Genomic DNA, 14,658 nt, shown 5'->3' with positions numbered 1-14,658 from the left:
TGCCCCGACGATTATGCCCGATGGCAAACCCTTGGCTGTTCAGCATGTCGGAAGCGGACGAACAACATCGGGCTGAGATCCAGCTCGAGAAAACACAACGTCAGGGTTTGAGCTGCCCAGCCTATGCCCGGCACAGCGACCAGAAGCCGATGTCGCGGCGTCGGCGATAACCGATCTGTTCGTACAGCAGCTTCGCGTGATGATTCTGCTGGCTCACGTGCAGGAACGGCGTACGGCCACGTTCAAGATTGTCGTTCGACAACATGGCCACCAGACGGCGGGCATAACCGCGACCGGTGAAATCGGGATGCGTGCAGACCGCGCTGATTTCCTGATACGCGTCCATGCCCAGACGCTCGCCGATCATCGCCGCCAGCCGACCGTCCTGGTAAATCCCGAAGTAGCGGCCAAGCTCCATCGTGCGTGGACGGAAATAATGCGGATACACCAGCGCGGTCAGCGCCAGCACGTCCGCGCGATGCGCCTCGGACAACTCGATCAGCTCGGGCCCGTCGATCAGCGGAATCGGTGCGGTGCAGATCATCTGCGCCAGCGGCGCATAAGCCTCGAGAATCCATTCGCCCGGCAACTTCGGCGCCACGCCGAGCAGGTTCAGGGTTTCGCCCGGCGCGACCAGGGACGCGATCGCGTCGGCCACGTCTGTCTCCGCGCTCGCCACGCCCAGGAATGGCGCGAACTCCGCCGGATAACACGCTGCATCATCGCGACACTGTGCCAGCGCGCGATGCCGGCTGCGCAGCGAAGCCCAGAAAGGATTGTCGAGTTCCGCCGAGATCATGCCGCGATGCCGTCCAACTGTCGTAGGCAGAACAGATTGCCATAGATGGTGCCGGCTGCGCGTTCGAAATCCACTTGCGCTACGCACGCTCGCCTCCAGTGCACTCCTGCTTATAAGCTCATGGCCGTTGCTGGCGGCTATCGAGTGATACGAAGGTTCGCCGAATCGCTACAGTTCGCACTTGGAGTACTGCCATGCGTTTCCATCGCCTGATCATTTTGTGCCTGCTGCTGGTTGGCCCGTACACGGGAGCCTTTGCCCAGTCGTCACCCCAAACGCCGATCAATGGCGACTGGGATGGCAGCCTCAAGGTGCCTACGGGTATGGAGATGCGGCTGACGCTGCATCTGTCCGAGCATGCCGCCACGATGGATAGTCCCGACCAGAATGCCTCCGGCATACCGGTGACGCTGAACCGACAGGACAGCACCGTGACGGTCGCCATCTCCTCGGTCAAGGCCAGCTTCACCGGCACGCTTTCCGCCGATGGCCAGAGCATGACTGGCCGTTTTTCCCAGGGTGGCATGAACATGCCCGCGCATTTTTCCCGACGCGCTGCAGGAGCCGCTGCGCCGCAACCGGACCGCCCGCAGACACCGCATCCGCCGTTTCCTTACACCTCCCGCGACGTGAATTTTCCCGGCAAGGACGGCGACCTGCTCGCCGGCACACTGATGCTGCCCAAGGGCCACGGGCCGTTTCCGGCCGTCGTCATGATCGCCGGTTCCGGTCGGCAGAACCGCGACGAGGACGTGGCCGGACACAAGATTTTCCTGGTGATCGCCGACCGGCTCACGCGTGCCGGCATCGCGGTATTGCGTTACGACAAGCGCGGCATCGGCGCCTCGAAGGGCGACTTCAAGACCGCCACCACCGCGGATTTCGCCATCGATGCGCAGGATGCGGCCCGCTGGCTGCGCACCCAGCCGGGCATCGCCCGGGACAAGGTCGGCCTGATCGGCCACAGCGAAGGCGCCGAGATAGCTCCGCTGGTCGCCAACCGCGATGTGCAGGTTGCCTTCGTCGTGCTGCTATCAGCCCCCGCGCTACCCGGCGCCGACATCATCGCCGCGCAGCAACTGGCCATCGCACTCGCCTCTGGCGTTCCCAAGGCTGAGGCCGAAAAGCTGCATGCCAACGAAATACGTCTGCTCGATGCCGTTCGCCACTCAGCGGATCAGGCGAGCGCCAACGCCGCCGCGCAGAAGATCATGGAACAGGCTGGCATGCCCGCCGAACGTGCAGCGACTGAGGCCAGCGAAATTTCCTCGCCCTGGTTTCGCGCCACCCTTGACTACGATCCCGCGCCCGCGCTGCGCAAGCTGCAGCAACCCACGCTGGTGATCGCCGGCTCCCGCGACCTGCAGGTTGATCCTGCCGCCAATCTGCCGGTCATCCGCAGCGCGCTGGCGAAAAACGCCCACGCCCGCATCGTCGAACTGCCGGGGCTGAATCACCTGTTGCAGCCCGCAAAAACGGGAGCTCCGCAGGAGTACGGCTCGATCCCAATCACGGTTGACCCGGCCGCACTGGATCTCATCACGGAATGGGTGAAGCAGCAGGTTCATCTGTAGCCACGGATGACTTCAGGAGGAAAACTGCGTAGCCGGGTGCCCGCGGCACGGCCGTCATGTCCAGCGATCAAATGATCGGAATTAGCCAGTGGAGCGTAATGTAGACAAGAATTTCGGCGATGACAAACGTGCAAAAGCCGACACAGAACCTGTTCGTCGGCTTTTCATTCCAGAATCTATTTGATTCTTTCAGCGCTTTTGCCGATGGTTGTTCTCTCATCGTGCCCCCGATTGTCTGATCCATTCCGTGTCATCAGCATCATGGCGATCCGTCCATGGACAACGCATTACTGCGTCAGTGCCTGTCCGGAGCTGCCTCTGGAACCGTAGCGCCCGCGCTGTAGCGTATGTCGTCGAACTTCCAGTTGCCAAGTGTCGTGCCGTTCAAGGCTTCCAAGCGGATGCGCAACGTGCCGGACCTCCATCCTGTCTGCACACGCTGCAGCCGCCCCGCCGGAACCGTGATCGTCACCACCTGATTCGGCGGCGAGTCGATCTTCAACGACATGTCGATCGGCCCGCTGTTGAATACCGTGATGCCTGCCAGCGCATGAGGCGTGACGAATGAAAAGTCCGCCTGCCCGACTCTGGCATCGGCCACGGCCAAGTTGAACGTCGCGAAGCGCCCCTCGGGTACACCGACTCGCCATGTATTCGCGCCCCAGTCGATAATGCCATTCGGGTATGCGCCATGCAGCAACGTTCCCGCCGGGACGTGTGGATCATCGAAGTCCACCGTGTGTGTTGGTTCCACGCCACCGGCTCCCTCGATACTCACGTTGCGCGCATATGACCTGTGTACACGCAGCACATGCCTGGCCGCGTCGAACGCATAGCCATCCGCGTTCTTTTCCGCATCAGGCGCGAGCGCATGGCCATCGGCCAGCACCCGCGTCGGCGTGAAGTCCAGGCGCAACACATCATCAGCGGCGGCATCGAAGGTGGCATACGTGACGCTACCGCGACCGTAGACGATATGGGTGACGACGGACGTGCTACCGAGGAAATGTGATTTCGTGGCAGGCGCCCATTCCGGTACGGCCCACAGGCCATCCATCATGCGTCGCGGCCCATCCGCGAATTCATCGGTGAACCACCACTGCCCCTGTCCCCACGGTGTGACTCCCTTGGGTGGAAATCCCTGCTGGTAGGTGACCCAGTTGTACGAGCGAAACGCCTGTTCCTTGTAATCCTCGTCTTCGGTCTTCCAGTAGTAGATCGCCTCGATAGCCGCGAGTCGCGCCGTGTGACTATCGCAGCAATCGTTCGGCTTGCCGCAGCAGAAGTGATGGCCGTCGCCCTGCTCGGTCGTCACCATCGCGCCACCCACAATGTACTTCGGCCATTTGGGCGTGGTCCTTACCCAGTCGATCAGCCCTGCTGCATCCTGCTTCCAGTGCGGATCCAGCTCGGGATGCAGCAGCAGATAGCGCGCGGTTTCCAGCGGGATCACGTTGTTCATGTTGGCCATGTCGGGCGCCACGTCCTCGAAGTAGCCGACCCACACGTTGTCCGTCATCGGATAGCGGAACAGCCATTGCCAGGCCTGTTCGCGGACTCGCCGGTAGCCAGCCACGTCACCGAGCTGCAGGCGGATCAGCTCATCGAACAGCTCGATCGGCTCGATCACATTCGCCGAGTATTCGCCCATGGCGTGCTTGCCGACCTTGCCGGTACGCGCATACACCCGCACCGGCCATGGCGAGTGGGTGGCATCGCCCTGGCGGATATTTTTCACCAGCGCATCCGCACAGCGGATCGCCGCCTGCAGATAGCGGACTTCGCCGGTCATCTCGTACAGACGCAGGTAGCCGTAGCCATCCTCGCCAACGATCGGCGGCTCGATGAAATCCACCGCGTGTTTGCTCCACCCCCGATACGTCGTCGCGCCGGGATCGGCCGACGCGTAAGGCACGCCGCTCCACGCGTAATCGCGCGGCGTGGTGCCGTGCGCCAGTTCGTAGTCGACGAAATCCTTCAGCAACCGGATCGTTTCCGGATCTCCGGTATACGGATAAAGATGCTCGACGAAGCCCTCCAGCATCGCGCGCAGATACCCCGTGGAATTGGCCCAGTGACGATCCGGTATCAGCTCGAAAGTGCTGCGGTCGAAATCCACGCAGCAGAAGAAATAATAGTCACGCGGCCCGTGGTACTCGCGCCGCAACACACTCCACTGCGTCAGGAAGTACGACTCGTACGAGGCACCGATGTCGTGCGGGTACGGCCACGGCAACAGCTTGCCCTGGCTGTCCAATTCCACCGGCCGCCCCTGGATCGCGGGCGCGTCGAAAGTGGACACGGGCTTGAACGCATCCTGTGCGTAAGCAGGGGAGACACCCCATGCAAGGAACGCGAGCAATATCAGATAGCGTTTCATCGGGATGCGTCCTTAAGAAACTGACGGCATTAAAGGTCGGATAGCTGCTTTGAGTGGAAAGCCTGCTCTGGATGAGAGCATGCCTCGAATTCACTCATTGCAGTATCCAAAGCCATACCCACCAGTACGATAGCCAGCTGGCGCCGGAGAAAAGCATCGTCCTGGAACTATGGGACCGCCCAATCCTCACGATGCCATCTGGCACGTATCGCGCCCAACGCGCGTCGTATAACGTGGCGCAGCATCCCGAAAGGCTCGCGGCGACCGGGGCAGCACTTCGCCAGGAATGTCACGCTGCAACGAGTGTTTGCGGATCGGGAGTTCACGATGACAGCAGCAGCAAGACAGGCATCACCGCAGAGCTATGCAAGGTTCGGCGGCCTGCTCTATCTCATCATCATCGTGGCCGGTGCGCTCGGCGAACTGTTTATTCGCGGCAAGCTGGTGGTGCCCGGCAATGCAGCAGCCACCGCCAGCAACATCCTGGCCTCGGAAACGCTGTGGCGTCTGGGCATCGCCGGCGACCTGGTGATGCATGTCTGCGATGTCTTCGTGATGTGGGCACTCTACGTGTTGCTACGGCCGGTAAGCCGGAACCTGGCCTTGCTGAACCTTCTGCTCAACCTGATCCAGACGGCTGTGCTGGTGGCCAACAAGTTGAACCTGCTGGTGCCGCTGTTCCTGCTGGGTGAAACGCCCTACCTCAAGGCTTTCGAGCCGGCGCAACTGCAGGCGTGGTCGTACGTCGCGATCCGGCTGCATGAATACGGCTTCGGCGTCGGGCTGATCTTCTTCGGATTCGTCTGCCTGGTGGAAGGCCATCTGATCCGCGCATCGGGATACCTGCCACGCGTCCTCGGTGTGCTGATGCAGGTCGCGGGAGCGTGCTATCTGATCAACAGCTTCGCGCTGCTGCTCGCCCCCGACTTCGAAGGACAGCTCTTCCCCTTCATCCTGATGCCATGCTTGGTCGCGGAACTGTCGCTTGCCTTGTGGCTGCTGGTGAAAGGCGTGAACCTGCAGGAATGGACACGCCGCACCGGCTCGGCATCGGTTGAGGGATCAGCGACGGCGGGCCTCCGCTAGCGCAGCCCCACCGTGCCATTGGCCGCCTTGACCAGCTTGGCCGGGTCGTAGCCCACGCCGTCCTTGAACACCAGTTCGACGTTTTCGATGTCCTTGATGTTCTTCGCAGGGTTACCGTCGATCAATACCAGGTCAGCGGCTTTGCCTGCTTCGATGGAACCGATGCGCTTGTCCTCGCCTATGAAGCGGGCGCCGTTGAGGGTGGCGATCTGGATCGCCTGCCGTGGGGTGAAGCCGGCTTCCACCAGCAACTCCACTTCATGCTGATCGCCGTAACCGGCAATGACGCCGCCATAGCCGGTGGGGTCCAGCCCGGCTAGCAAGGTGCCGCCCTGCTGCACGAAGGCATGCTCGAAATCTTCTTCCAGCCTGAACACCTTCACCCAAGGCGAGTCGGGCGTCTTGGCAACGCGCTCGCGGGTCGCCAGATACTCCAGCCGAGTCTCCGGCAGCATCGCATCCAGCACGCGCGCATCCACAGGCGCGCGGCCGGGTACGAAGGTCTCGAACACCGGCAGGGTCGAGGTGACCGCCACGTGCTTCGACACCAGGTGTTTGATCAGCTGCTGGATGCGCGGATCATCGACGCTCATCGTCGCCAGGTTGGCCACCGCGAGCTTGGTATCCGGGCAGACATCCGGCTGCTTGCCGGCGGTGAACTCGGTGTCCACCGGCAGCCCGTGCTCCAGGTCGTCGATGCCGAGGTCGGCCGCTTCGGTGAAACCGATCGTGCACAGGTGCCCGGTTACCTTGATGCGCTTCGCATGCGCCGCCGCGATCGCCGCAGAGAGTTCGGCGCGGGTGATGTGCATGTACGCCTTGAACGAGGTCGCGCCTTCGCCGATCCAGTAGTTGACCGTGTCGATGGCATCGACCGCATCCACCAGCTCATGCATCTGCGGCGTGAAGCTGCCCTTGCCCTCCAGATACGGCCCGGTGGTATGCATCTTCGGCCCGGGGATCTTGCCGGCGTCGATCGCCTTCTTCAGCTCAAGGTCCGTATACGGCTCGGTGCTGCCGGTGGTGCGGATCGTGGTGACACCGCCGGCCAGATACAGCTTGGGAAAACTCGATGCCTGCTCGGGATAGATCGCCTCCTTCGCTTCCGGGTTCACCTTTGGCGCGGGGTAAAACATGTGGTCGTGCATGCCGACCAAGCCTGGGATCAGCGTGTGCCCGCTGCCGTCGATCACCGTCGCATCCTTCGGCAGCTTCACGTGCTTGCCGACTGCCGCGATCAGGCCATCACGCAGCAACACCGTCTGGTTTTCCCGCGCCGTTGCGCCGGTGCCGTCGATCACCCGCACATGAGTGATCGCCAGCACGGGCTGTGCATACTTCACGAACTGCTGCGTCTGCGCCGACAACTGCGGCGCCTGTGCTCCGGCGGATGTAGCGGTACAGAGCCCCGCCAGTGCGACGGCCAGCAGGGTATGCCGACGGGTGTTGAGCGGCGACAGGACAGACGCGAAGCAACGGATATTCGTAGGCACGGTTGGACTCCCCCTATCAACGAGCGCAGGCGTATGCCTGTCGATCAGTCAAAATCACGATCGCATGATGAAAGCCGTTGGCGTCGGGCTAGGCAGGTGTAGCCAGATCATTGACCAACGATACATCCCCCGTATGTTTGCGGGATCGGCAAGCCGATTATGCCAGTGCCGGACGCGCACTTGGCATTCGCGTCTCATGCGCCTATGTCTCACTCGGACATAGGCGCTAATAGCAACTTTATGGTTGCGTATGTGCAGATGCAGACCTAGACTTATATGCAACCTGGAGGTGGCATATGAACGATCGCATCGAAAAGTCCATCGAGTTGAAGGCGCCGGTATCGCGCGTATGGCGCGCACTCACCGACTACCGTGAGTTCGGCGAGTGGTTTCGCGTGAAGCTGGGCGCGCCCTTCGAACCAGGCAAGCTGGCCAAGGGGCGGATTACCCATCCGGGCTATGAGCACGTCATTTGGCAGGCAACCATCAAGGCGATCGAGCCCGAACACCTGTTTTCGTTCACCTGGCATCCGTATGCGGTCGATGCCAGCGTCGACTACGAGGCCGAAACGCCCACCCTGGTGGAATTCAGGCTGGAGTCGACCCCCACCGGCACCCTGCTGCGGATCACCGAGACGGGCTTCGACAAGGTTCCCAGCGGGCGTCGCGCCGAGGCGTTCCGCATGAACGAGGGTGGCTGGGCCGCGCAGCTGGAAAACATCCGCCATCATGTCGCGTAATCCACTCGCCCGACTGTCCCGTCAATCGGATGCGACCGCCACCGTCTTTGCCGCATTGGGCGACAGTACCCGCCTCTCGCTCGTGCTGGCGTTGAGTCGCGGCAACCGCCAGTCGATCGCCCAACTCACCGAAAGCAAGCCACTCACCCGTCAGGCGATCAGCAAGCACCTGCGGATTCTCGAAAGCGCCGGAGTGGTCAGCAGCCGACGCGAGGGACGGGAAAACCTGTTCGCGCTGAATCCCATAGCGCTCGACGAGCTGCGCAGCTACGTCGAGCAGATCTCCGAGCAATGGGATGCCTCGCTGGCACGGCTGAAGGCGTTCGTGGAAAAGTGATGGCGCTTCGAGCGCCGGACCATCAGCTGGCCCAATGACACTCCATGCTTCTGTGGTTTCAGCCCAGGGCAGCTCCTGATCAGCTCATCCGAAGCGCTCGTTGTCGTGCATCTCAGTCGGCAGATCCGGTTCCTTCGGATGCCGTCCCAGTGAACTGTGGGTCACGGTGCTGGAAGTTGGATTGTCGGTGGCCACGAAGCGCGCCGAAAAATGTCCCTGCATCATTTTCTCAACCGTATGACACTCAATCTATCCTGATTGCCTCCGTTCCCTTTGCCGCAAGGCGTGCCTCGGCAGTCGCGACCATGGCCAGATAGCGCGGATCATGGCGCAGGAACTCGAGATCGGGGTCGGCTTTCGCGTAGGACATGAAATTGTCCGAGATCGTGTCGAACACCGGACCGAGCATGTCCAGCGCTGCCTCTCTGTCCTTCAGATGCACACTCAACGCACACACGAAGTTGTAGCGCATATTGAAATTATCGGGGTCGATCAGCAGCGCGCGGTTCATGCGCGCCTTGGCGCGCTCACCCTCGCCAAGCGCGGCGAGCGCGTAAGCGCTGTAAGTCGTGACCTCCACGTTGTTCTGGTCATGCGCCAAGGCGATCTCCGTACGTTTGAGCGCCCGTTGCGCGTTGCGCTGGGCACCGTCGACATCACCCAATGCAGTGCAACAACTGATCAGCATCATGACTGAATTGATATCCGCCTCCATTAGAGTCGCAGCCTTTTCATAGAAGCCAATGGCATCTTCGTGCCGGTGGAACTGATAGCTCAAGCGCCCAGCCGAGCGGTTGACCTCGTACGACTGCGGATCCAGTACGAGTGCGTGTGCGACTTCCGCAGCCGCCGCATCGGCGTCGCCGTCAAGCAGCAGAAGCTGGGCTTTGACCGCATGCGCCTCGGCCAGATTCGGATCCACCATCAGCGCGCGTTCCACGGACATCATGCCGTCATCGGACCGGTCGCCGAGTACCCGCAACCGCCAATAGCCAATGGCCATGAGCACCCAGGCCTGCGCATAGCGGGGGTCGATTTCGGTGGCACGTGCGCAGAGGCGAACGATCGCTCGCGCAGAGCGCGCATCGACCTCCTGCCCGGACACGTATGTCTGTCGCGCCATCAGGTAGAGATTGTGGGCCTCGGCATTGTCGGTGCCGCGCCGCTCGATGGCTTGCTTCTCCTCGGGCAACAATCTGAGCTTCAATGCCTTGACGATGGCCTGGGAGATCTCGTCCTGGAGCGCAAAGATATCGCTGGAGTCGCGATCGTAACGCTCGGCCCAGACATGGTTGTTGCTGGCGCCGTCGATCAGCTGCGCGCTGATCCGCACCCGGCCACCCGCCTTGCGAACGCTGCCTTCCAGCACATGACTGACCTTGAGTTCGCGCGCAACTTTTGGCACATCGACGTGCTTGTCCTTGTACATGAAGGCGCTGTTGCGCGAGACGACCGCCAGCGCCGAGACCTTGCTCAGATCCGTAATGATGTCCTCGGTGATGCCGTCACTGAAATACTCCTGCTCCGGATCGCCGCTCATGTTCGCGAACGGCAGCACGCAGATCGTGAAGCGCGCGGAGCCCCTGGCCGAAGGTGGCGGCGCCGAACCGTTTCCCGACTTCCCGGATTGCGATGTCTGTGCGCGCGCGATCATGCTGCCGAGCGCGCGCAGGCACTCCTGGGCCGACGGGCTCTCGGGATCCTCGCCCCAATTGTCGAGGTCGGTGGTGTGAATGGCACGCACGTCCATCGGCAGGCGCGCCTGCTCGAATCGCACCGGGACGAGAATGCCGCGCTCAGCGGCTTCGCGCGCCTCGCCGCGCACCCAGCGCGATACCACCGAAACCGGAGTCCAGACCACCACCACGGCCTTGGCTGCATCGATCTCGGCATCGATCTGGTCGTCGAACTCCTGACCCGGCGTAATGTCGGGGTCCCACCAGACCGTCCATCCCTTTGCCTCGATCGCGGCCACCAGCGGCGCGACCCGCGCCTTGTCGCTGCGTGCGTAAGAAACGAAGACATCAGCCATGTCTATCAACCCCCTAAGCGGGTCGGTTACCGCAACCCCCGACCTTTCAAGCATAACCCCGCGCCGAATCGGAGAGTAGGAGAAGGCACCAGACACATCCAGCACCTCGCGCCGGGATTGATCACGCTAGACAAAGCGGGTGTGCAGGCGCTTATGGATGATGCAACGGGAAGCGACTCACCGGCTGCCACGAGAAAGTGAGTTCGATCTCCATTTTTATCGCTGCGATAACGCCGACTCTCACTTGTTTTGACATGCCGGGCATGCCGGAGCCCGCAAAGAAAAGGTACCCTGATGCCTGTTTTGCCAGGACACAACCCATGAGCAAAGGCACGCACGACTACCAGAGCGATCCGCGCAACGAAACGATCAGGATCAGCGTCGACGGCGAACTGCAACTACGCCACGAGGCGCGCGTGTCGGTGTTCGACAGCGGCTTCGTGCTGGGCGACGGCATCTGGGAAGGCTTGCGCCTGCACGACGGCGGCCTGCCGTTTCTGGATCAGCATCTCGATCGTCTCTACGAAGGCGCCCGCGCGATCGATCTCGACATCGGCCTCAGCCGCGAGCAATTGACCCAGCGTATCGTCGACACGCTGCGCGCCAACGGCATGCAGTCGGACGTGCACATCCGGCTGATGGTGACGCGCGGCGTCAAGGCCACGCCGCACCAGGATCCGCGCTTCGTGATCGGTGCCGCGACCATCGTCATCATCCCGGAATACAAGCAGCCGCTGCCGGCTACGGTCGAGCAAGGCATCCGGCTGTTCACCGTGCATGTGCGGCGCGGCGCGCCGGACGTGCAGGACCCGAAACTCAACAGCCATTCCAAGCTCAACTGCATCCTCGCCTGCATCCAGGCACAGAAGGCCGGTTACGACGAAGCGCTCATGCTCGACCCGCATGGCTTCGTGGCCACCTGCAACTCCACTCATTTCTTCATCGTGCGGCGTGGCGAGGTGTGGACATCGACCGGCGATTACTGCCTCGGCGGCATCACCCGCGCCAACGTGATCCGGCTGTGCCGCGCGCACGGCATCCCGGTATTCGAGAAGAATTTCAGCCTCACCGAGGTTTACGGCGCAGAGGAGGCCTTCGTCACCGGCACCTTCGCCGGCGTGGTGCCGGCCTGCGAGATCGATGGCCGCACGATGGGCGACGGCAAACGCGGCCCCATGGTCGCGCGGCTGCAGCAGCTCTACATGGAATTGGTGAGGACGGAAAGCCGGCTGGAACCCCGCGTATGAACGCGCCTCGCGATGGACGGCGCATCGCGATGTGGTCGGGGCCACGCAATATCTCCACCGCAATGATGCGTGCCTGGGAGAACCGGACGGACACCGTCGTGATTGACGAGCCGTTCTACGCGCACTATCTGGTGCAGACCGGCGTCCAGCATCCGGGACGCGACGAGGTGATCGCCGCACAGAACACGGACGCGGCAGCAGTCGCCGCGATGCTGACCGGCCCGATCCCGGATGGCAGGCCGCTCTGGTACCAGAAACACATGACCCAGCACATGCTGCCGGATATGCCGCTGGACTGGCTCGACGATGTCTGCAACTGCTTCCTGATCCGCGAACCGGAAGCAGTGGTGGCCTCCTTCACCATCCAGCGTCCCGACGCCGCCGCGTGGGAGCTCGGCTTCGAACAGCAGGTGCGATTGTTCGATCATGTATGCGACCGGCTGGGCACCACGCCGCCGGTGATCGACGCCACCGATGTGCTGAAGAATCCCTTGGGCATCTTGAATGCCCTGTGCACGCGCCTGCGCATCCCCTTCAGCGCACGGATGCTGCAATGGCCACGCGGCCCGCGCGCCAGTGACGGCGTGTGGGCACCGCACTGGTACGCGGAGGTCGAGCGTTCCACCGGCTTCGCGCCATGGCGGGAGCATGAGGTCAAGCTGACTGCCTTCCAGCGCGGCTTGGCCGAACAGTGCCAGCCGCATTACGACAGACTTTCAGCATTTCGGCTTGCTGCCGTACGCACGCCAGCGTTGCGCTGACCGCGTGCTCTCTTCCGGGATTGCCGCTACGTCTTCAATTGCGTTAGAGAAAACCGGCGCTGACACCTTCCCCTAAACATTCGCCAGGAACGTCGCGGACGGGACAAAGAACAGCGAACCGGTGACGGCCTTGCTGAAGTCCAGCAGGCGGTCGTAATTGCCCGGTGGGTTGCCGACAAACATGTTGACGAGCATCTGCTCGATCCGGTCCGGTGATTGCGCGTAGCCGATGAAGTAGGTGCCGAACTCGCCCTTGCTGACATCGCCGAACGGCATGTTGTCGCGCACGATCTGCAGCTGCTCGCCATCCTTTTCGATATTGGTCAGCACGTTGTGCGCGTAGGGAGCCTTCGCGGCATCAGCCTGTTCGATATCCGAGAGTTTCGCCCTGCCGACGATGTTTTCCTGTTGTTCGACCGGCACTGCGTTCCACCCCTTCAGATCGTGCAGATACTTCTGCACGATGACGTAGCTGCCACCGGCGAAGCTGGCATCATCGTCGCCGATGACCGCCGCATCGATCGCGGCCTGGTCCACCGGGTTCTCGGTCCCGTCAACAAAGCCGAGCAGATCGCGCTCGTCGAAATACTTGAAGCCATGCACTTCGTCTGCCGTTGCAACGGCGTCGCCAAGGCGGGACAGGAGCTGGGTCGCCAACTCGAAGCACAGGTCCATGCGCATGGCACGGATGTGGAAGAGGATGTCACCCGGCGTGGAGACGGCGTGGTGCTGTCCCCTGATCTCGCGAAACGGGTGCAAACCGCTGGGCCTCGGCTGCCCGAAAAGTCGATCCCAGGCGTCCGACCCGATGCCCATGATGCAGGACAGGCGACCGTCAGGGTCGCGGAAACCTATCGCGCGCAAAAGCGACGAGAGGTCACCACAAAGCGCTCGCACCGGCGCTTCATGCTGAGGCTCGGGATTCAACGTCACCACGAGAAAAATGGCGGCGCTCGTAAACTTGGCGACAACCGGCTGCGGAATGACGGAAGACACGATCCACCCCCTTGTGAACGATTCACGCCAGTATGCCTCCGGCTCGATGAAGTTCCAAAGCAAGAAGGCATCGGTCCCCCGGCCATCAGCAATCAAAGGCGGGGCAAGTCGACTCTAACCGCTGCCCCGGATTGTGGCTTAGGCTTCCACGCATGAGTTCGACCACGACACAGAATCACCCGGAATCCGTTCGCATCCACGCCATCGACGGTTACTCGCTGGGCGCAGTCGTTCGGCGCCACCCTGGCTCGTCTTCCTTACCGCGTCCGGTCGTGATCATCAATCCAGCGACCTCGGTGCGTAGCCTTTACTACGCGCGGTTTGCGAACTACCTGCACGCCCACGGTAGCGATGTGCTGACCTACGACTACCGCGGTATTGGCGAGTCTGCGCATGGCTCGCTGCGCAGATTCCGGGCCGATTGGCTCGATTGGGGAGCATCTGACTTCGAGGGTGTCCTCCAGTACGCCGCCGCACACTTTCCCGGCCAACCCATCGATGTCGTGGGGCACTCCATCGGAGGCTTCCTGATTGGCCTGGCGCCCTCCGCACATCTGGTGCGCCGCATCTTCACGATGGGCGCGCAGTACGCGTACTGGCGCGACTACCTGCCGAACGAGCGAAAACGCATGCTCCTGCGCTGGGACGTTGTCATGCCACTGTTGGCTTACGTGTACGGCTACGTGCCCGGCAAACGTCTGGGCTGGATGGAGGACACGCCCAAGGAGGTTGCGCTGGACTGGGCACGGATGGGACCGCGTTTCGAGCTCTCACTGCGCCGGAGGCGCAAGCTGCCGGACGATGTAACTGACCGGATGACCCTGGCTCACCGCTTCGGCCGGATACGTGCCCCGATCCTGGCACTTGGCATTGAAGATGATCCGTTCGGCACGGTACCGGCCATCGACCGATTGCTTGGCTACTATATGCAGAGTGAGCGCCATCATCTGCGCCTGACACCAGCGGCCATTGGTCAGGACGCGATAGGACATTTCGCGTTTTTCCACCAGCGTTTCCGGGAGTCACTCTGGCCGATCGCACTGGATTGGTTGCACAACCAGACGCTTCCATCGCCTTTGCCTGGCAGCATGAGGCATCGTTTTCCCGAGGGTCAGGCCGAAAACCCTGCGACTCAACCTGCCGAGGAAAAGCAGCATGAGAGATCAATCCACGCCCCCTCCACGTGAGCTGGACGCAGAAGCCGAGGCGCGTG

At 62.1% G+C, this 14,658-nt stretch carries 12 protein-coding genes; 7 read left to right on the top strand and 5 right to left on the bottom strand.

Features of this window, described 5'->3' with window-relative positions; translation table 11 throughout:
- Nucleotides 1-121 precede the first annotated feature (121 nt).
- Complete coding sequence (locus B0E48_RS08440; protein WP_077517720.1) at nt 122-799, bottom strand: GNAT family N-acetyltransferase; 678 nt, start codon at nt 797-799, stop codon at nt 122-124.
- Between the two features lie 194 nt (nt 800-993).
- Here B0E48_RS08440 and B0E48_RS08435 point away from each other — a divergent pair, with 194 nt between their 5' ends.
- Complete coding sequence (locus tag B0E48_RS08435; protein ID WP_077517719.1) at nt 994-2,373, top strand: alpha/beta hydrolase; 1,380 nt, start codon at nt 994-996, stop codon at nt 2,371-2,373.
- Nucleotides 2,374-2,668: 295 nt separating this feature from the next.
- Here B0E48_RS08435 and B0E48_RS08430 read toward each other — a convergent pair whose 3' ends face one another.
- Nucleotides 2,669-4,753, bottom strand: coding sequence for a hypothetical protein (locus B0E48_RS08430; RefSeq protein WP_217317917.1), 2,085 nt, complete (start codon nt 4,751-4,753; stop codon nt 2,669-2,671).
- 327 nt (nt 4,754-5,080) lie between these two features.
- Here B0E48_RS08430 and B0E48_RS08425 point away from each other — a divergent pair, with 327 nt between their 5' ends.
- Nucleotides 5,081-5,839 carry a DUF4386 domain-containing protein gene (locus tag B0E48_RS08425; RefSeq protein WP_077517718.1) on the top strand — a complete coding sequence of 253 codons (759 nt, stop codon included), beginning with the start codon at nt 5,081-5,083 and terminating at the stop codon, nt 5,837-5,839.
- Here B0E48_RS08425 and B0E48_RS08420 read toward each other — a convergent pair.
- The gene (locus tag B0E48_RS08420; protein WP_077517717.1) at nt 5,836-7,332 is read right to left on the bottom strand and encodes an amidohydrolase family protein; all 1,497 of its coding nucleotides are present in this window, start codon (nt 7,330-7,332) and stop codon (nt 5,836-5,838) included. The genes B0E48_RS08425 and B0E48_RS08420 overlap by 4 nt on opposite strands.
- Nucleotides 7,333-7,628: 296 nt before the next feature.
- On the opposite strand from B0E48_RS08420, the gene B0E48_RS08415 reads away from it, so the two are divergent.
- On the top strand, nt 7,629-8,072 hold the full coding sequence (locus B0E48_RS08415) for an SRPBCC family protein (RefSeq protein ID WP_077517716.1): 444 nt from the start codon (nt 7,629-7,631) through the stop codon (nt 8,070-8,072).
- Nucleotides 8,062-8,409: a metalloregulator ArsR/SmtB family transcription factor gene (locus B0E48_RS08410; protein ID WP_077517715.1), complete on the top strand. Its 348-nt coding sequence runs from the start codon at nt 8,062-8,064 to the stop codon at nt 8,407-8,409. Before B0E48_RS08415 ends, B0E48_RS08410 begins: the two co-directional genes overlap by 11 nt.
- Before the next feature lie 244 nt (nt 8,410-8,653).
- On the opposite strand, the gene B0E48_RS08405 is transcribed toward B0E48_RS08410, so the two are convergent.
- Complete coding sequence (locus tag B0E48_RS08405; protein WP_168170321.1) at nt 8,654-10,441, bottom strand: TIR domain-containing protein; 1,788 nt, start codon at nt 10,439-10,441, stop codon at nt 8,654-8,656.
- 320 nt (nt 10,442-10,761) lie between these two features.
- On the opposite strand from B0E48_RS08405, the gene B0E48_RS08400 reads away from it, so the two are divergent.
- Both B0E48_RS08400 and B0E48_RS08395 read left to right on the top strand, forming a co-directional pair.
- The gene (locus tag B0E48_RS08400) at nt 10,762-11,688 is read left to right on the top strand and encodes an aminotransferase class IV (RefSeq protein ID WP_077517713.1); all 927 of its coding nucleotides are present in this window, start codon (nt 10,762-10,764) and stop codon (nt 11,686-11,688) included.
- Entirely contained in the window at nt 11,685-12,449 is a 765-nt protein-coding gene (locus B0E48_RS08395) for a sulfotransferase family protein (RefSeq protein WP_077517712.1), read from the top strand. The genes B0E48_RS08400 and B0E48_RS08395 overlap by 4 nt, the downstream gene beginning before the upstream one ends.
- Before the next feature lie 72 nt (nt 12,450-12,521).
- On the opposite strand, the gene B0E48_RS08390 is transcribed toward B0E48_RS08395, so the two are convergent.
- On the bottom strand, nt 12,522-13,445 hold the full coding sequence (locus B0E48_RS08390) for a Dyp-type peroxidase (RefSeq protein ID WP_077518350.1): 924 nt from the start codon (nt 13,443-13,445) through the stop codon (nt 12,522-12,524).
- 152 nt (nt 13,446-13,597) lie between these two features.
- Here B0E48_RS08390 and B0E48_RS08385 point away from each other — a divergent pair, with 152 nt between their 5' ends.
- Complete coding sequence (locus B0E48_RS08385; protein WP_077517711.1) at nt 13,598-14,632, top strand: alpha/beta fold hydrolase; 1,035 nt, start codon at nt 13,598-13,600, stop codon at nt 14,630-14,632.
- Nucleotides 14,633-14,658 lie beyond the last annotated feature (26 nt).

Origin of the sequence: Rhodanobacter sp. C03 (assembly GCF_002001175.1) — a bacterium.
Taxonomy (GTDB): domain Bacteria; phylum Pseudomonadota; class Gammaproteobacteria; order Xanthomonadales; family Rhodanobacteraceae; genus Rhodanobacter.
This window is presented reverse-complemented; position numbering and strand designations above follow the sequence as displayed.

Bases quoted from the DNA above. Each gene is read 5' to 3' on its own strand.
- B0E48_RS08425 (WP_077517718.1), top strand. From the start codon at position 5,081: ATGACAGCAGCAGCAAGACAGGCATCACCGCAGAGCTATGCAAGGTTC.
- B0E48_RS08385 (WP_077517711.1), top strand. From the start codon at position 13,598: ATGAGTTCGACCACGACACAGAATCACCCGGAATCCGTTCGCATCCAC.
- B0E48_RS08395 (WP_077517712.1), top strand. From the start codon at position 11,685: ATGAACGCGCCTCGCGATGGACGGCGCATCGCGATGTGGTCGGGGCCA.
- B0E48_RS08440 (WP_077517720.1), bottom strand. From the start codon at position 799: ATGATCTCGGCGGAACTCGACAATCCTTTCTGGGCTTCGCTGCGCAGC.
- B0E48_RS08405 (WP_168170321.1), bottom strand. From the start codon at position 10,441: ATGGCTGATGTCTTCGTTTCTTACGCACGCAGCGACAAGGCGCGGGTC.
- B0E48_RS08410 (WP_077517715.1), top strand. From the start codon at position 8,062: ATGTCGCGTAATCCACTCGCCCGACTGTCCCGTCAATCGGATGCGACC.
- B0E48_RS08435 (WP_077517719.1), top strand. From the start codon at position 994: ATGCGTTTCCATCGCCTGATCATTTTGTGCCTGCTGCTGGTTGGCCCG.
- B0E48_RS08400 (WP_077517713.1), top strand. From the start codon at position 10,762: ATGAGCAAAGGCACGCACGACTACCAGAGCGATCCGCGCAACGAAACG.
- B0E48_RS08415 (WP_077517716.1), top strand. From the start codon at position 7,629: ATGAACGATCGCATCGAAAAGTCCATCGAGTTGAAGGCGCCGGTATCG.
- B0E48_RS08430 (WP_217317917.1), bottom strand. From the start codon at position 4,753: ATGAAACGCTATCTGATATTGCTCGCGTTCCTTGCATGGGGTGTCTCC.